This is a genomic window from Streptomyces sp. NBC_00212, assembly GCF_045206365.1.
Classification (GTDB): Bacteria; Actinomycetota; Actinomycetes; order Streptomycetales; family Streptomycetaceae; genus Streptomyces.
Window position 1 is genome coordinate 690,727 of the sequence record NZ_CP108115.1, and the last position, 16,479, is coordinate 707,205.

The following is a 16,479-nucleotide window of genomic DNA, read 5'->3' on the forward strand; positions in this document are numbered from 1 at the left end:
GGCTTGGTACTTGACGGCTGGAAACCCGGCAGCGCTACTCGTCCTCCTGGTATGAGTGGCGCTGCTCGGTCCACGGGTCGGCGAGGTTGTGATATCCCCGCTCCTCCCAGAATCCGCGCCGGTCCCGCGTCATGTACTCGATGGCGCGCAGCCACTTCGGCCCCTTGTAGCCGTAGAGGTGCGGGACGACGAGGCGGAGTGGGAAGCCGTGCTCGGCGGTGAGGGTCTCACCGTTGCGGTGGGTGGCCATGAGGGTGCGGTCCGCGGCGAAGTCGTCGAGTCGCAGGTTGGCGTTGTATCCGTACTCGGCCCACGCCATGACGTGGGTGACCCGCGGGTCGGGCGGCGCCAGCTTCAGGAGGACGGCGGCGGGCACACCGTAGAACTCGTGGCCGAGGGTCGTGGTGCCCGACGCGCAGTGCAGGTCCGCCGTGATCGTCGCCGCGGGGAGCGCCATGACCTCGTCGAAGGTCCACGAGTACTTCTCACCGGTCGCGGTGGAGCCGAAGACCTGGAGGTTCCAGCGGTTGGCGCGGAACCGCGGCACGGGGCCGTAGTGGGACACCGGCCACCCCTTCACCACCCGCTGCCCCGGAGGGACGGGTTCGCTTCCCACCACAGACCTCCCTCTTCCTCCACATCGGAAACAGCAACAGCAAGATCAAAGTGGCATTAAGCCTTGCAGATGCTACCTCTTTCCGGCTGTTCACCTCTTGGATGATCGCCTGTACGCATACCGGCCATAGGGGCTTGTTTCTGTGGGCTGATCCAGTAGCCCCGCGACTGCGCACCTTGATTCACTTGCGGTACCGGGACGGGGCGGAGGAGTGGCTCTCGCCGCCACGGGGACACACCGGCAGGGAGGCCTCGTACGCCGTTCGCGGTTCGGCGCGCGGGGCCTCCTAGGGCCTGTCCGGCGGATCTGGTCGCCCACGAGGCGCCTGAACCTTTGTGGTCCTGGTGAGCGGGGGTCTGGTGCGTGCAGCTGCAAGGCGGAGGAATGAGGCGACGCGGAGCGTCGGCGATTGACGACAACGCCGCAGATGGGCGTGCCAGACCCCCGCGTCCCAGACAAGATCCGCCGGACAGGCCCTAAAGATTCCGGGGCTCGGGACCGCCCCCATGACACGACATCTCGGCACGAGAGATGGTCTGGCATATGCAGGCAGGGTGGGCGCATCCTTGCGTGGATGCCAGCCCCTGGGGCCGGATTAGCTCGAATGTAAGGAGTGGGCGATGGCCGTGGTCGTCGTACAGCAGGCGTCCGCCGGGGTGCCGGCCGCGGTGGGCGGGGCGCTCGGCGCGGCGGGTCTCACCGTCCGGCTCGTCCGGCTCGACGGGGGCGAGCTTCCCTCGATCGATCTCAGCGATGTCGAGGGTCTGATCATCCTGGCCGCGCCGCATCCCGCCGGCGCCAGCGGGCGGCCCCTGGTACGGGAAGCACTTGCCGCACAGGTGCCGGTCCTGGCCCTGGGGAGCGGCGCCGAACTGCTGGCCGAGGTGACCGCCACGGGTTCCGCCTCCAAGGGGCCCGCGGTGGAGCCGACCCGGGCCGCGAGCACCGACCCGCTCTTCGCGGGCTCCCTGCCCCCGGGCTTGCGGCCGGATCCCGCGGAGGTCGCCCTACCGCCCGGCGCCGTCGTCCTTGCCGCCGCCCAGGGGTACCCGGGCCAGGCGTTCCGTCTCGGCGGCAGCGCCTGGGGAGTGCGGTTCGCCGGGGTTCACGACGGCGAGGACGACACTTGGACGGGTCAACTCCTGTCCCGTTTCGCCATTTTGGTGGCGGCACGGGCCGAACACACCGCCACTCGGGCCTTCTTCACCCATCGAGCCGATGCCTGGGAAGAGCGGTTCGCCCACCAGACGCCGGCCTACGAGGCCGCGGCGTTCCGCATGCAACTGGGGCCCGGCGCAACCGCGTTGGACCTCGGGTGCGGCACCGGGCGGGCCATGCCAGCGCTCCGGGAACAGGTCGGGGCGCACGGCCGCGTACTCGGCATCGATGTCACACCGGCCATGCTGGCGGCCGCCGCCCGGCACGGCCGCACGCGGCACGGGCACCTGCTGGCGGCCGACTGCGCCCGGCTCCCCGTGCCCCGCCGATCCGTGCACGGAATCTTCTCGGCGGGGCTCCTCGACCACCTCCCCGACCCCCGCACCGCCCTCGCGGAGTGGGCCCGCGTCGCCACGTCCGACTGTGTGCTCCTGCTCTTCCACCCCTCCGGCCGCGCGGAGCGAGCGGCCCGGCACGGCCGCCCCCTCGACCCCGGCGACCTCCTCGCGGAGCACAATCTCCGCCCAGCCCTGGAGGTGACCGGCTGGAACCTGGACGAGTACGAGGACGCCCCCCATCACTTCCTGGCCCACGCCACCCTCGCCGGGTAGCCCGGCGGCGGGGGGAAACAGGCCCACGACCTTGTCACCACCCGCAAGGAGGCACCACATGGGCGCCGGAGACCACGGCAGTACGGTCCGGGAGCGGCTGCGCGCCATGCCGTAAGCACGGCGCGGGGAAGAAGAGCGAGGTCCAGACCCTCGCCGCCACGCACCACCGAGGGCACGGTCAGATCGCCATGGCCTCCTGGATCCAGCGGTTCACCCGGTACGGCAGCCACCACGCGAGCTCGCCCACCTCCAGGACCAGGCGCTCCTCCACGAAGTCGGCGAGGACCGCGCGGGGTACCGATGTGGCGGGGGCGCCGTAGGCCAGGGTCTCGATGACCTGCTGGTATTCGGGCTCATCGGCGGTGAAGCGGCGCAGGTCGCCCCAGCGGCGGTCGCGGATCTGGACGAAGCCCGGGCCCTGCCGCCACAGGCACTTGCAGAGGTAGTGCCCGTCGCGCCACCGGCGCAGGTCGCCGGCCGCGTCGGCGGGTCCCTCCAGGCGCTGCGGCGGCTGGAGGTGACTGAGGGTCCGCCAGGTGTCGTCGGCCGCCCCCGGGTCGAGCCGCAGCTTCCACTCGACCAGGACGGCCCGGGCCGTCAGATCCCGCACGAGGCTCAGGGCGCGTACGGCGCGGTCCGCTCTTCGCGGGTCGTTGAGGTCGACGGGCTCGGGCAGGCGGACGCGGCGTGCGCCCAGCTCCCACAGTCGGTCGCTCTCCTCGCCCATGGGCCCGGTCAGTTCCACCTCTCCCAGACACATCCCGGGCAGGGCGCAGGCGTCGGGGTCGTAGTCGCGCCAGGCGGCGACCGTGAGGGCCTCGGTGGCGGTGGTGAGGGCGGTGCTCATCGGCCTTGCTCCTCCTGCTGGTACTGAGTCGGACACACGCGGATTCAGACGCTCACGGGCTCAGGCCTGCCGGACTGTTCGGCGGCGTCGAGCGCGGCCTGCGCGTGGCGCATGAAGTCCAGGCGCAGCAGGTCCTCGTTGACGGCCGAGGGCGCGATGTGGACGTACTGGCCGCCGTCGGTGAAGACCAGGCCCAACTCCAGCCAGCTGTCGATGAGTTGCTGCACCTCGTGCTCCTCGCGCGCGGCGCCCTTGGCGCGGGCCGCGGCCTTGCGGGTCAGCGCGGCGGCCGTGTGCGGCTGGTCGAGGAGGCGGAAGGCGACCAGTTCGAACGGGTCGGTCAGCTCCATCGCGCGCCAGGCGAAGGTGCGCCGCCTGCTGACCAGGACGATGCGGTCGCCCAGGTCGGTGTGGGTGAGCCGGGCGTCCGCGTGGTGCTTCTTCCAGGCGTCGAGCGCGTTGTTCAGCGCGGTGACGGTGGGCGCGGTGATGCCGCGCTGCGGGGCCTCGAAGACGTACGCGAGGTCGTAGAGCTCCGACTCCGGCAGGTCGTAGGTGAAGCGGTAGTGCTCCTCGGGGCGCAGTCCGTCGAAGCCCAGTTCGGGGCGGTTGAAGTACGGGCTGAACCGCTCGATCGCGATGCGTGCGGAGAGGTCGACGGGCGGGTCGAGGTGTTCCAGGGCGGGGATCTGGGCGATGACCGGGTCGTAGTCCTCGGCGGTCTCGCCGGGGAAGCCGTGCAGGTAGTTCCAGGCGACGGAGAGGCCGGTCTCGGCGCCGTCGCGGAGCATGCGGACGTTCTGGCAGCCGCTGACGCCCTTGTCCATCAGGTCGAGCACCCGGTTGTTGAGGCTCTCGATGCCCGGCTGTACGTAGATGAGTCCGGCTTCGGCGAGCGTACGCAGCTGACTGCGGCGCATGTTGGCCTTGATCTCGATGTGCATCCGCAGGTCGTAGCCGCTCTCCATGATGCGCGGCAGCACCGAGGTGAGGTAGCCCATGTCGAGGATGTTGTCGACGAGGTACATGTCGAGCACCCGGTGGCGCCGGGCCAGCTCCATGATCTCTTCGAAGAACGTGTCCGGGCTCTTGGAGCGGAACTGCATGAACGAGCCGTTGAGGCCGCAGAACGTGCAGTGGTGCTTCTCGCCCCACCAGCAGCCGCGGGCACCCTCGACGACGAGCTTGGGCTCAACCCAGTTGCGGGCCACGGAGGCGGCGAGGCGCTCGAAGTAACCGCTGTAGTCGGGGGCCAGGATGGTGGCCGGCGGCAGCGGGCTCGTGGCCATCGGGTTGACGACGCTCCTGCCCTCGGCGTCGCGGTGGCACAGGCCCGGCACTCCGTTGAGCGCCTCTCCCCGGGCGCCTTCGCCGATCGCGGTCAGGAGCTGCGGGAAGGCGGACTCGCCCTCGCCGCGGATCACATGGTCCACAAACGGGAAGTTGCGGTGGACGGCCTCGCCCTGTTCGCCGTCGCAGTTGGCGCCGCCCATGACGGTCACGATGTGCGGGGCGAGCCGCTTGACGTGCTTGGCGGCGGCGAGGGCCGCGGTGTTCTGCTGGAAGGTGGAGGTGAAGCCGACGACGTCCGGTACGTACTCGACGATCCGCCGGGCGATCATCTCCACGAACTCCGGTACCTGGCGGTGCAGTTCCTGCGACATGTGCAGCCGCGACTTGCGCAATTTGCCCTTCATCGCGGCCGCGAACTCCTCGTCCCGCCAGGTGGGGTCGTCGTAGAGGGCGGAGGAGAACACCCAGTCGCCACAGCCCATGAAATAGGAGGAGAGCGCGTAGTACTCGTAGTCGTCGGCGGTGAATTCCGTACGTTCGGTGATCCAGTCGGTGAATTCGAGATTGGCGTGCAGGATCTCGGCGCGGGCGCCGGGCACGCGTTCGTCCACGCTGCGTTTCAGGATTCCCAGGGCCAGCGAGGGAAGGTCGATCGGCGACCAGGGCATATTGACCAGCAGGACACGCATGTCGGCTCCTCGGGAGGTGCGGAGACGTGACGGAAGTAGGGCCCGGGGGGCCGGAGTCGGGTGGGTGGTGCCGGCCGGCCCGGCGGCGGACCGCCGGGCCGGCCGCGAGGGTCAGTCCTCTTCGCCGTCCTCGGCGTTGCGGAACGGAACCTTGATGGTCACGCCGACGCTCGGCTTGCGGTTCTCCTCGTCACCCGCGAGCGGGTCATTGTGGATGATGTCCTTCTGCATGGCCGGAACTCCTCTCTGTGTGGGTGGTGCCTGTGCCTGTTCCGGCGGGCGCCGCTGAGCGCGCCCGTCCGGAATCCCCGGTCCGGTCGGAGCGGGGCGTTCGGGGGGTGGTGCGGGGCCGTCCGCGCAGTTCGCGGTCGAGGAAGACCACGGCGCGGCGCAGGACGGCGACGTGGTCGTCGGCCTCGTAGCCGTCGTGGCCCGTGTCGAGCCACATCGACTCGTGCCGTACGCCCGCGTGTTGGAGGGCGGTGAGGTAGTCGCGCACTTGGCCGGGCGGGCACTTGGCATCGCGGGTCGCGGCGGCGACGAGGAGGGGTGCTTGGACCGCGGCCGCGTAGTGCAGGGGTGAGCTCCGCTCGTACCGTTCGGGCACCTCGTCGGGGGTGCCGCCGAACAGCCGCTCGTCGAGCGCGCGCAGGGCCGGGGTGGCGGTGCGGTGGGCGGCCGCGCAGTCCGCGACGGGTTTGACGGCGACGCCCGCCTGCCACAGCCCGGGATTCACGCCGAGGGCGAGCAGCACCAGGTAGCCGCCCCAGGAGGTGCCCCACAGCCCGACCGCGTCGGCGCGGACGACGCCGCGGGCGGCGAGGTCGGCGCGGACCGCGATCAGGTCCTCGACCTGGGTGAGCCCGACGCCCTGGCCGAACGAGCGCCGCCAGCGCGGCCCGTATCCGGTGGAGCCGCGGTAGTTGACGCGTACGACGGCGAACCCGGAGGCGACCAGTGAGTGCACCACCCCGTCGTAGGCGTCCCGGTCGTGATCGGCGGGCCCGCCGTGCACCAGGAACACCGCGGGCACCGCGCCCTTACGTCCTTCAGGCAGGCTGAGCAGCGAGTGCACCGGGCCGTCCGGGCCCGGCGTCCACAACTCCCGGTGTTCGCCGGGTACTTGGCCCGCGATGCCGTGCGTGGGAGGCAGCGGGGTGTCCGCGGTGGAGGCCATGCGGGGCGGCGTCGCCGTGTCCGTCCAGAGGTAGTGCACATCGGATCCGGCGCGGGGCGCGGCGTCCAGCAGCGTCCCGCGCGGGGTCGGTACGGGTTCGGCGGTGCGCTCCGTCAGGCGCACGCGGTGCAGGGTGCTGCGGCCGTGCCGGTCCTGGCGGACCAGGAGGGAGCGGCCGTCAGGGTGCCAGCGGGCGGTGATCTCGGTGTCGAAGGCGCACCAGGAGTGCGTGACGACTCCTGTCTCCGGGCTCCAACTGGCAAGTGAATAATGGTCGTTGGACTCGCGAACGAGCAGCAGCTCGGCACGGTCGGAGACGGGTGCGAAGCCCAGCGCCCAGAGCCGGCCGCCTGCCTCGTCCCCCGTCAGTACCGCGCGTGTGGTGCCGTCGTCGGCGAGGACGGTCACGGCCCGCGCCGAGCCGGCCGCGCCGCTGAGCGCGAGGAGGCGGCCGTCGGGGGTGATCCCGGACAGGGTGGCGTGCCCGTCGACGCGCGTCACCTCGCGGGCGGTGCCCCCGCGCGGGCCGAGGTGGACGGCGGTCGACCGTGTGTCCCCGAGCCCCATGGCGACGCACGCGTCGGCACCGACGGCGAGGCCGCGCGGCTCGCCCTCGGGCACGCCCACCAGGCCCGGCCGGTCCGGCCCGCCCTCGAACGGCTGGAACCGCCAGCGTCCGGTGCCGTGTTCGTCCTCGTCGAACCACCACACGTGGGCGTCGCGGTCGATCGCGCCGTGCAGGGTGCCGTGCGGGCGGTCGGTGACCTGGCGGGACCTGCGCGTGGCGGCGTCCCAAGTGAACACCTCGCAGCGGCCGTCGGCGTCGCCGGTGAACACCATCCTGGTGGGATCCGCTGCGCACACCTCGGGCAGCGCGGCCCGGTACACCTGGTAGCGGCCGGTCATGCCGTCACCTCCGCGAGGCTGGACCGTACGACGGTCGTCCGCCAGGCCAGCGCCGCGAGGACCACCGCACAGACCACGGCGGGCGCGGCCGTCCCGACGCGGGTCACGCACACCCCTGCCAGGACCGGCGCGAGCGCGGCGGAGCCGCCCGCGGCGCTCGCGAGGACCGCTCCGGTACGGGCCTGCAGTCCGGGCGGGGTCTCCTGAAGGGCACGGGACTGGAGCACGACGCCGACCAGCGGCATCAGCAGGCAGAACACGCCGAACAGCGCGCCGTACGTCCAGGGCCCGTCGGCGGTCGCGAGCCCGGCCGCGAGCGGAACGAGCAGCCAGGACACCGTCACAAGGAGCCGCGCGGCCCCGATCCGGCCCGCGATGCGCGGCGCGGCCAGCGAACCGGCGAGCCCAGCGGCCCCCGACAGCGCGAGGACGAGCCCCATCGGCGCGCCGCCGTGGCCGCCTTTCTGGAGAGTGAACACGGCCCCGTAGTAGAGGGCGACGATCACGCCGTTGACGGTGGCGGTCCAGATCAGGACGAGCCGGAGGAAGGGTGACGTACGGACGAGGGCGAGCCCGGCCCCGAGCTCCTCCCGGATGCGGCGGGCGGGGTGTGGCCGCCGGGTCGTGGGAGCCGGAGCGGTTGCGCCGCTGTCCACCTCCACCTCAGGCGCGGCCCCCGCGTCGGCACACCGCTCCGGCCGCAGGTTGGAACTCAGCGCCCGTACGCACCCGGCGGCCACGGCGTAGGAGACGGCGTCCGCGAGGAAGGGCAGGGCGCGGGCGGCTTGGTAGAGCGCGCCGCCCAGCGCGGGGCCCAGGATCAGCGCGCCCTGGTCGCCCGCCGAGAGAGCGGCCACCACGCGGGGACATTCGGCGGGCGGGGCGATCATGGCCACGGTGCCGGCGGCGGCGGCCTCGTACACGGCGGTGGAGAACCGCTCCACCAGAACCGCGCCGAGCAACAGGGCGAGCGACGGGCGTCCCGCGGCCACGGCCACCGTCACGCCGGCCATGGCGAGCGCCGAGACCGTCGCGGACCAGAACATCACGGGTTTGCGCGCGCCCCGGTCGGCGGGGACAGCCGCGAGCGGGGCGAGCAGCAGCCCGGCGGCCGTGGACACCCCGGCGACGAGACCGACCACGGCCGCCGAGTGGCCGAGCCCGAGGAGCAGCAGCGGCAGAACGACACCGGAGGCCTGTGTGCCGAGCGCGTCGGAGGCGCTCGCGCACCAGAACAGCCGGACGTCACGGGACACGGGCCGACGGGCCGCCCGCTTGTCGGCGGCTGTGGTGCCGGGGCTCATCGGCGCCCCGCTGACACCACAGATGTCCCCGGTGCGCCCAGGGACTCCGGTTCACACACAGCCACCCCACAGTTGGTCAAGTTGCGAAGAATTTGTGCAGGAAGCGAAACGAGCGGGAGCGTAACCAGGCGTCCGCCGGAGTCACAAGGGTTCCGTCGGCGAGGCCGAAATCGGACTCCGTAAGGGCCGGGCAAAGAAACCGATTGCTTGATCGGGAGCGGGAGCCGCTCTGAGGGCTCGCGCCTGCCGGGGCGAAAGGGAAAGGGAGCGGAATCGTCCTCGGTGGCGTGGCGTCAACGCACCCCCGCTCCGCCCGTTCACTCAGGCGAACTTCCAGGCCGAACAGGCGAGTTGACGCACTCCGTCCGGCCGATGCACCTTCCCGCCGGCGAACCGCCGACCGCCCGCGGGCCCCGAACACCCCACGCCCGGCGGACCGCCGCCTCCTACCCCCCCCGAGCCCACCCGGCGCTCCCACGCACGCCCCGACGGCGATCCAGCGGAACGGTTCCATCCGGTGCGGTCATTGGCCGGAAACGTGCGAGGGGGAGGACGACCGGCGCGCACCGAAGGGGTGGGCGGGGCCGCGCGAACCCGGAACGCTTCCTACTTGTTCGGCCCCCGCAAGCGGCCGAACGCCTTCGTGATGGCGCCGAGCGGCGAGGCGTCCGTCTTGACCGGCCGCGGTCCGGGCAGCCGGGGCACACCGTCGCCGCCGTTCGCCTCGGCGAGCGCGGCGTGCGCCGCCTCGGCGGCCTCCCGGTACAGGTCGCGGGAGTTGGTCATGACATCGAGGGCCTCGGCGTACTTGGCGACCATGGCCTGGGCATGTACCAGTTCCTCGTCCGGGGTGAGCAGGTGCCAGCCCTGGCGCAGCCGCCTGAGGGCGGGCTCCGCTTCGGTGGGCATCGGCTGCGGCAGCGCGGCGAACTCCCTGATCCTGTCGAGGAGTTCGGTGGGTTCCGAGCCGTCGAGGAAGACGGTGCGGACGGTGTATCGCTCAGCCTCGTACCACGGGCTCTGGGGCGTGGTGGGCAGGACGACGGCGCCGCCGCGCGGCATCCGTACGTTCAGCTCCCGCTTCATCGCGAAGTCGGCGATCTGCGCCTGCTCGGGCGTGCCCCGGTGCTCGACCACCCGGTGCCGCAGGCTCGGCGGCAGGAACGTCGAGACCGGCCGCTGCCCCATCGCGTCCGGAGTCATCGCCTCGTGCACCACGACGTGGATGAACCAGCTCTGCCGGGTGCAGTCCCGCAGCAGGTGGCGCAGCTCGTCGTCGTCCTTCGGCAGGTGGTTCGTGCTCCGCAGGCGCAGGCCCGGCAGGGTGTCGTGGTCCCAGGCGATCTGGTCGCTGTCGGGCCAGAACATGGTGGCGGGCGAGGGCCAGTGCGCGTCCCACGCCCGCTCCGCCTCGGCGGCGACGATCCACGTGACGCCCTCGTCCCCCTTGCGGCGGCCCTCGGGTTCGTACGTGGTCAGCTGAGCGCGCACGGTGACGTCGTCGGCCACGCGCCAGCGGGCCTCGAAGAGACGGCGGGCCGAGGGGCCGGGGTCGGCGGCCTCGTCCCGCGGGTAGAGGGCGGTGGAGCGGGCCGCCTCGACGGGGTCGAGGTCCAGGAAGTCGTCGAGCACCCCGGCCGCCTTGAGGGCGATCAGGTTGCGCCGGACGTCCCGCTCGGGCTCGGGCCCGAGGTGGCGCCCGCGCCCCAGCCACGCGGTGTCGGGGACGGTGGTCGAGGAGGTGCTGTTCTTGGCCATGGAGTCGTTCTGTAGGCGATCGGGGCCCGACCAGTATGCTCTGCGGCCCTCCGTATGTAATCGGCACCAGGTCCACGACTTCGCCGTGCTGTACGGGCATACGTAGAGGTAGAGGTCGAATGGGACGCCGTGTGCCCCTGACGCGGGGGCTGCGCGGTGGGCACCTCGCGGTACTGGCCCGGTGGCGGCCCGGGCCCCGGCCGGGTCAGGACGTCGCCCGGGCCGCGTAGGCACGGACGTCCGCGTCGGGGTCCGACGTGGCCGTGGCCAGTGCGCTGCGCGCTTCGGGGTGCCTGGGCGGCCTCTCCGGCCAGGACGGGCAGCAGCCCGGCGAGAGTGCGCAGCAGGTGGACTTCCCGCAGCCGGACGGACCGACGACGGTCAGCACCTTCCCGGGCGCCACGCGCAGGTCGAGCGCGGCGAGCACGGGCGGGCTGCCCGGATGTCCCAACTCAGCGCTGTTCAGGTCGAGTTCAGCACCTTCGGGCACGGCGGTGGCGGGCGGTGTCGTCGTGGTGCTCATGCGACCGGCTCCTTCGCGGGGACGGCGGGAGTGACGGCTCGGCGGCTCACGGGACGCGCGGCCGGGCGGGGCAGCCAGTTGGTGGCACGGCGACCGAGCAGCTCCACTGCGGTGGAGGTCAGCCGGCCGAGCGCGCCGATGGTGACCATGCCGACGAAGACCCCGGGATAGTCGACGACGGTGTACGCCTGCCAGGTGCGGTAGCCCACCCCGTACTCCCCGGAGATCATCTCCTCGGAGATCGCACAGATCCACGAGACGCCGACGCCACCGACAGGCCGCCGAAGATGCCCGGCAGCGCGCCGGGAAGGACCAGCGAGAGCAGCACCCTCAGCCGGCCGCCGCCCATGGTGAGCACGGCCTCCTCCCACACCGGGCTCAGGGCGGGCACCGCGTGCCGGGTCGAGACGATCACGGGGAAGAAGGCCGCGGCGAAGGTGATGAAGACGATGCCCTGCTCGTTGGTGGGCAGCAGCAGGATCGCGACCGTCACGAGGGCGATGGCGGGCACCGGGCACGCCACCTCGATCAGCGGGCCGAGCAGGTCGGCGGCCCACCGCGAGCGGGCCACGGCCGTGCCGGTCGCCACGCCCAGGACCGCGGCGAGCAGGAAGCCGATCGCGATGCGGCGCAGGCTGAACCCCAGGTCCTGCCAGTACTCGGCCGTCCTGGCCCGGTCGACGAAGGCGGACGCCACCTCGCCGACCGTGGGGAGCTACTCGCACCTGAGCCACAGGTCGACGTCGAGCGAGGTGAGCAGCTGCCACAGTCCGAGCGCCCCGGCGAGCGAGGCGGCGCAGCCGCTCGATGCAGAGCACGTCGCTGTGTCCGGGCAGGCCGAGCCGGTGGCCACTGGGCCAGGGGCGCGGAGCGGGCCGACGGTGCGTACCTCGTTGGTGACCCGGCCGTGCTCGTTCAGGGTCTCGGCAAGACCCTGGAGCCGGTTCAGGCCGTGCGGGCGCTTCTCGCACACCACCACGGTGCCTACGCCGGGCTGCCGGTCGACCAGTTGCTCGTCGCGCAGCATTTCCAGGGCCTGGCGCACGGTGTTGCGGCTGGCCCGGTAGTCGGCGGCGAGGGTGTGTTCCAGGGGGAGCACACCGCCGGGGAAGCCGCCTGCCAGGATCTGGTGGCGCAGCAGGTCGGCGAGCTGCCGGGCCCGGTCGGCACGCAGCCGCCGGCGGCGCGCGGCGGCGACTGGAAGCGAGGCGGGGGCAGGTTCGGCTGGCATGGCAGGGAACGTACCGGCCGGGCCCGTCCGATGGTGTTGCCACAGCATTGCGCCACTTGACGCCGCATACGAACGCTTCTGACCTGTGGCTTCGCCAGAGGCGTGGCAAGATCTGCCACGTTCCCGCCCACAGGGTGGACACTCTGGGCGCCCTTGCGCCCCGGGGGAGCACCTCCAACGGTCAGCGGCGCGTGTTCTGAGCCCCCGTCCCCGACGGGGCGAGGACCGCGGCCGCCACGTGGTCGCGGAACCAACTGTGGCCGGGATCACCGGAGTTGCGGGGGTGCCAGGCCAGGCCCAGGTCGATGGGCGCCACGTCGAACGGGATGGGGAAGGTGCGCAGCCCCAGCGCGGCGGCGGTGCCGGGGAGCCAGTCGGCCAGGGTGAGGGCGACGAGGTCGTTGTCCCGGGCGAGGATCATCGCGCTCGTGTGGCTGGGGACGACGACCGCCACGCGACGTTGCAGCCCGCGTTCGGCGAGGGCCTGGTCGATGGGGCCGCGCCGTTTGCCGTGCCGGGAGATGCCTATGTGGTCGGCGGCGGCGAACCGGCGGGCGTCGATGCGCTTGCCGAAGAGGGGATGACCGGTGCGAGCCACCCCCACCAGGTGCTTCTGCGTGATGTGCCGGGTGCGGATCTCCGGCTCCAGCTGCCCGAGGACGCCGAGCTCCACGTCCACCGTGCCCTGCCGCAGCGCGGGCCCGCCCTCCAGCGCCTCGGGCAGGAACACCACGTCCACATGCGGGGCAGCCGCCCGGATCCGGTCGGTCAAGGGCCCGGCCACCCCCGCCAGGAGCAGATCGGTCGCCTGCACGGTGAAGGTGCGCTGGAGGTGGACGGCCTCGAAACCGGCCCCCGGCCGCAGGACGTTGTCGCAGCCACGCAGCAACTCACTGACCTCTTCGCGGAGTTCGAGGGCTCGGGGAGTGGGGACCATGCCCTGGCCGGCACGGACCAGGAGCGGGTCGCCCACCGCACGGCGGAGCCGGGCCAGGCTGCGGCTGACCGCCGCGGGTGACGTGCCGAGGCGCTCGGCGGCGCGGCTCACGCTGTTCTCCTGGAGCAAGGCATCCAGGACACGTAGCAGGTTGAGATCCATGAGGCGCCCCTGAGCTGTGGTTTTACGATGAAGTCAATGATGTAGTGCCAATTCTTGCATTGCTGAGGGGGCTTCTCGGGCGAAGAGTGGAGATGTCCGCGAGAACGCCGCGCCCACTGCGGCTACCGCCGGACCAACCACCCATCAGATAAAGGACATTGGCCATGCGACAGTCCCCCCGTGCCGGTCGAGAAGGCGATGTGCTGGCCGTGGTCAGCCAGAGCGGCCCCTCGGTCTCGTTCTTCGACGCCTGCGACGACCACTACCTCGGCTCGCTCGAAACCATCGCCCAGCCACACGAGTTGTGCTTCGATCCGACCCAGCGGCTGCTGTGGTGCTCGAACACGTACGACTCGGGCTTCTACGGCGCGAACAGCGGCCGGCGCACCGAGCTCACCCTCATCGACCCGGACACCCGCGGCATCGTCGAGGTCGTCGACCTCGCCCCCGAACACGCCCCGCACGGACTCGCGCTGGACGCGGCGCGCGGCCGCCTGTACGTCACCGTGGAGGGCTCCGACGACCGGTCCGGCGGCGTCCTGGTCATCGACACGCAGACCCGGCGGCCCCTGGGCCGGATCGACACCGGAGCACCCGGCTCGCACTGGGTCGTCATCGACGCGGCCGGCAGGACCGGGTACGTCACCAACAAGGAGGCCCGGTTCATGTCGGTCCTCGATCTCGAACGGGGCGTACTCGCCGCGAAGGTCGAGGTGGCGGGCAGTGAGGGACTCGCCGTCTCGGCCGACGGCACGCGCGCCTTCGTCGCCGCGCCACACTTGGGCCCGTCCCCCTCCGAGGAGGCAACACCCCCTGGAATCAAGGTGATCGACACGAAGACGGCGTCCGTCATCGACACCCTTCCGCTGGCAGACACCGTCATGCCGGTGCACCTCACCTCGACGGGCAGGCTGCTCGCGGGCGAGGTACGCATGGAGGACGACCCCACGTCCGGCGGCAGGCGCATGGCACCCGGCCGCCTGACGGTGTTCTCCGCCGACACCCACAAGCAGCTGGGCCAGGTCGAGGTGGGGCCCTGCCCGCTGACCATGACGTCGTCCCCCGACGGCCGCATCGCGTACGTGGCTTGCCACGCCTCATCCACCGTCGACGTCGTCGACCTGGAGACGCTCACGACCCTGAACCGCATCGATCACGCCGCGCTGGGCGAGGTGGGCGCCCACGGCCTGGCCTACATCCCCCGCCCGGCCTGACACCCACAGCTCGGGGGACGAGGCAAGTCCCTCTCCTGAGGTCGCTGTGCGAGGCTCCTCGCCCCGGCAGTGCGACAGGTCCCCGGACACGATGTCCGGGGACCTGTCAGGCGTTTCCCCCGCAGATCCGTGCCGGCCTACTTCTTCGCCTTCTTCTTGTCCTTCTTCTCAGCTCGGGTCTTCAGAGGCTTCTTCTTGGTGTCCTTCTTGGAGTCCTGCCCCTTCGCCATGCGCAACTCCGTTCGTCGCCCTGCGAGCCGATGACTGCTCGACGGTAGCCGCCACTCCCCACGCCCAACCAGCCATCCGCACGCCAATCGAGGTGCCGTCCTGGCTCAAGCACTCGAATCCGCGGAACCGACCCCCGCCTGAACGCGCCGTCCAGCATGGCTGGATTCCGTCGGTACCCGGCCAAACATCCCGCGGGCGCGATCATCGTATCGAGCTAATGTCCCCGACTTCCCTTGGTCCAGGGGGCGAACCGGCCGTTAGTGTCCTTCTGGCTCTGGACGGATTTCCGTTCGCATACCCGGATTACCCTGGTTTCCCTCCCCTTGCCCGGCGGCGTCCACGTGCGCCCGTCACCGCCCTGACCAAGGAGTGCGCGCCGATGACTGTTGATTCGAGCCCCGACACCCGACTGGAGCCGCCGCAGCAGTCCAGCCTGGGCACGGCGGCCGCCCGCAACCTTGCCACCACGACCAAGTCCGCCCCGCAGATGCAGGAGATCTCCTCTCGCTGGCTGCTGCGGATGCTCCCCTGGGTGGAGACCAAGGGCGGGGTCTACCGGGTGAACCGCCGCCTCACCTACACCGTCGGCGACGGGCGGGTGGAGTTCGTCCAGGACGGCGCCGGCGTCCGGGTGATCCCCAGTCAGCTCGGCGAACTGGCCCTGCTGCGCGGCTTCGACGACGTGGAGGTCCTTACCGGAATCGCCGATCGCTGCGTCCAGCGCGACTTCGGGGCCGGCGAGACGCTGGTCGAGCGCGGCGCGCCCGCGGACCGGCTCCACCTGATCGCCCACGGCCGGATCAGCCAGACCTCCGTCGGAGGGTACGGCGACGAGCTCGCCCTGGACGTGCTCGGCGACGGCGACCGGTTCGGCGAGATCGCCCTGCTCGACGAGAACGCCCGGTGGGAACACACCGCCACCGCCGAGACCTCGGGCACCCTGCTCACCCTGTCCCGCGCCGACTTCGCGGCCGTGCTGTCCGGGGCGCCGGGCCTGCAGGACCACGTCGAACGCTTCAAGTCCCTCCCCCGCCGGCGACAGAACCACCGCGGCGAGGCCGAGATCGCGATGTCCGCCGGCCACCACGGGGAACACGGCCTGCCCGGCGCGTTCGTCGACTACGAAGCCCGGCCGCGCGAGTACGAGCTCTCCGCCGCGCAGACCGTTCTGCGGGTCCACACGAGGGTCGCCGACCTCTTCAACGGGCCGATGAACCAGACCAAGGAGCAACTCAGGCTCACCGTCGAGGCGTTGCGCGAGCGCCAGGAGCACGAGCTGATCAACAACCGGGAGTTCGGCCTGCTCCACAACGCCGACTTCAAGCAGCGCATCCAGCCGCGCTCCGGCCCGCCGACCCCGGACGACATGGACGAGCTGCTCTGCCGCCGCCGCGGCTCCAAGTTCTACCTGGCGCACCCCAGGGCGATCGCGGCGATCGGGCGTGAGTTCAACGCGCGCGGCCTCTGCCCGGACCAGGTCGACCTCGGCGGCCAGCGGGTCCAGGCCTGGCGCGGGGTCCCGATCCTGCCCTGCGACAAGATCCCCATCACCAAGGAGAGGACCAGCTCGATCCTCATCATGCGTACCGGCGAGGACAACCAGGGCGTCATCGGCCTGCACCAGACCGGTCTGCCGGACGAGTACGAACCGGGTCTGTCGGTCCGCTTCATGGGTCTCGACGAGAAGGCGATCACGTCGTACCTCGTCAGCACCTATTACTCCGCCGCCATCCTCGTGCCGGACGCGGTCGGCGTCCTGGAGAACGTGCAGATCGCCCGCCGGCCCAGCTAGCGGACCCGGCCCGCCCGGCGTGGCGCCACC

The 16,479-nt window shown here is 71.7% G+C and carries 11 protein-coding genes and 2 pseudogenes; 3 read left to right on the forward strand and 10 right to left on the reverse strand.

Features of this window, described 5'->3' with window-relative positions:
* Window positions 1-34: 34 nt before the first annotated feature.
* A complete protein-coding gene (locus OHA17_RS03595) occupies window positions 35-619 on the reverse strand; it encodes a molybdopterin-dependent oxidoreductase (RefSeq protein ID WP_406503958.1) in 585 nt (194 codons plus the stop codon).
* Window positions 620-1,236: 617 nt separating this feature from the next.
* On the opposite strand from OHA17_RS03595, the gene OHA17_RS03600 reads away from it, so the two are divergent.
* Entirely contained in the window at window positions 1,237-2,385 is a 1,149-nt protein-coding gene (locus OHA17_RS03600) for a methyltransferase domain-containing protein (RefSeq protein ID WP_406503960.1), read from the forward strand.
* A gap of 178 nt (window positions 2,386-2,563) precedes the next feature.
* Here OHA17_RS03600 and OHA17_RS03605 read toward each other — a convergent pair whose 3' ends face one another.
* The 9 genes and pseudogenes from OHA17_RS03605 to OHA17_RS03645 form a co-directional block, all read right to left on the reverse strand.
* Window positions 2,564-3,232, reverse strand: a complete 669-nt coding sequence (locus OHA17_RS03605; protein WP_406503962.1) for a DUF5825 family protein — start codon at window positions 3,230-3,232, stop codon at window positions 2,564-2,566.
* A gap of 44 nt (window positions 3,233-3,276) precedes the next feature.
* The gene (locus OHA17_RS03610; protein ID WP_406503964.1) at window positions 3,277-5,214 is read right to left on the reverse strand and encodes a RiPP maturation radical SAM C-methyltransferase; all 1,938 of its coding nucleotides are present in this window, start codon (window positions 5,212-5,214) and stop codon (window positions 3,277-3,279) included.
* A 205-nt stretch (window positions 5,215-5,419) separates the two neighbouring features.
* On the reverse strand, window positions 5,420-7,297 hold the full coding sequence (locus OHA17_RS03615; RefSeq protein WP_406503965.1) for a S9 family peptidase: 1,878 nt from the start codon (window positions 7,295-7,297) through the stop codon (window positions 5,420-5,422).
* Window positions 7,294-8,601 carry an MFS transporter gene (locus OHA17_RS03620; RefSeq protein WP_406503967.1) on the reverse strand — a complete coding sequence of 436 codons (1,308 nt, stop codon included), beginning with the start codon at window positions 8,599-8,601 and terminating at the stop codon, window positions 7,294-7,296. The genes OHA17_RS03615 and OHA17_RS03620 overlap by 4 nt, the downstream gene beginning before the upstream one ends.
* A 606-nt stretch (window positions 8,602-9,207) precedes the next feature.
* Complete coding sequence (locus OHA17_RS03625; RefSeq protein ID WP_406503969.1) at window positions 9,208-10,359, reverse strand: hypothetical protein; 1,152 nt, start codon at window positions 10,357-10,359, stop codon at window positions 9,208-9,210.
* A 205-nt stretch (window positions 10,360-10,564) separates the two neighbouring features.
* Window positions 10,565-10,882: a hypothetical protein gene (locus OHA17_RS03630; protein WP_406510942.1), complete on the reverse strand. Its 318-nt coding sequence runs from the start codon at window positions 10,880-10,882 to the stop codon at window positions 10,565-10,567.
* Window positions 10,879-11,651 (reverse strand): annotated as a pseudogene (locus OHA17_RS03635) (ABC transporter permease). The gene OHA17_RS03630 and the pseudogene OHA17_RS03635 overlap by 4 nt, the downstream one beginning before the upstream one ends.
* 19 nt (window positions 11,652-11,670) lie before the next feature.
* Window positions 11,671-12,113: pseudogene (locus OHA17_RS03640) on the reverse strand (GntR family transcriptional regulator); the annotation flags it as partial.
* Window positions 12,114-12,294: 181 nt separating this feature from the next.
* Window positions 12,295-13,212: a LysR family transcriptional regulator gene (locus OHA17_RS03645; RefSeq protein ID WP_406503971.1), complete on the reverse strand. Its 918-nt coding sequence runs from the start codon at window positions 13,210-13,212 to the stop codon at window positions 12,295-12,297.
* A 164-nt stretch (window positions 13,213-13,376) separates the two neighbouring features.
* On the opposite strand from OHA17_RS03645, the gene OHA17_RS03650 reads away from it, so the two are divergent.
* Together OHA17_RS03650 and OHA17_RS03655 are read left to right on the forward strand one after the other, a co-directional pair.
* Window positions 13,377-14,426 carry a YncE family protein gene (locus tag OHA17_RS03650; RefSeq protein WP_406503973.1) on the forward strand — a complete coding sequence of 350 codons (1,050 nt, stop codon included), beginning with the start codon at window positions 13,377-13,379 and terminating at the stop codon, window positions 14,424-14,426.
* Window positions 14,427-15,036: 610 nt separating this feature from the next.
* Window positions 15,037-16,449 (forward strand): family 2B encapsulin nanocompartment shell protein, encoded by a 1,413-nt coding sequence (locus OHA17_RS03655; RefSeq protein WP_406503975.1) that lies wholly within the window; start codon window positions 15,037-15,039, stop codon window positions 16,447-16,449.
* Window positions 16,450-16,479 lie beyond the last annotated feature (30 nt).

Excerpts from the sequence above, each read along its gene's own strand:
- OHA17_RS03600 (WP_406503960.1), top strand. The coding sequence starts at position 1,237 with ATGGCCGTGGTCGTCGTACAGCAGGCGTCCGCCGGGGTGCCGGCCGCG.
- OHA17_RS03605 (WP_406503962.1), bottom strand. The coding sequence starts at position 3,232 with ATGAGCACCGCCCTCACCACCGCCACCGAGGCCCTCACGGTCGCCGCC.
- OHA17_RS03610 (WP_406503964.1), bottom strand. The coding sequence starts at position 5,214 with ATGCGTGTCCTGCTGGTCAATATGCCCTGGTCGCCGATCGACCTTCCC.
- OHA17_RS03615 (WP_406503965.1), bottom strand. The coding sequence starts at position 7,297 with ATGACCGGCCGCTACCAGGTGTACCGGGCCGCGCTGCCCGAGGTGTGC.
- OHA17_RS03620 (WP_406503967.1), bottom strand. The coding sequence starts at position 8,601 with ATGAGCCCCGGCACCACAGCCGCCGACAAGCGGGCGGCCCGTCGGCCC.
- OHA17_RS03625 (WP_406503969.1), bottom strand. The coding sequence starts at position 10,359 with ATGGCCAAGAACAGCACCTCCTCGACCACCGTCCCCGACACCGCGTGG.
- OHA17_RS03630 (WP_406510942.1), bottom strand. The coding sequence starts at position 10,882 with ATGAGCACCACGACGACACCGCCCGCCACCGCCGTGCCCGAAGGTGCT.
- OHA17_RS03645 (WP_406503971.1), bottom strand. The coding sequence starts at position 13,212 with ATGGATCTCAACCTGCTACGTGTCCTGGATGCCTTGCTCCAGGAGAAC.
- OHA17_RS03650 (WP_406503973.1), top strand. The coding sequence starts at position 13,377 with ATGCGACAGTCCCCCCGTGCCGGTCGAGAAGGCGATGTGCTGGCCGTG.
- OHA17_RS03655 (WP_406503975.1), top strand. The coding sequence starts at position 15,037 with ATGACTGTTGATTCGAGCCCCGACACCCGACTGGAGCCGCCGCAGCAG.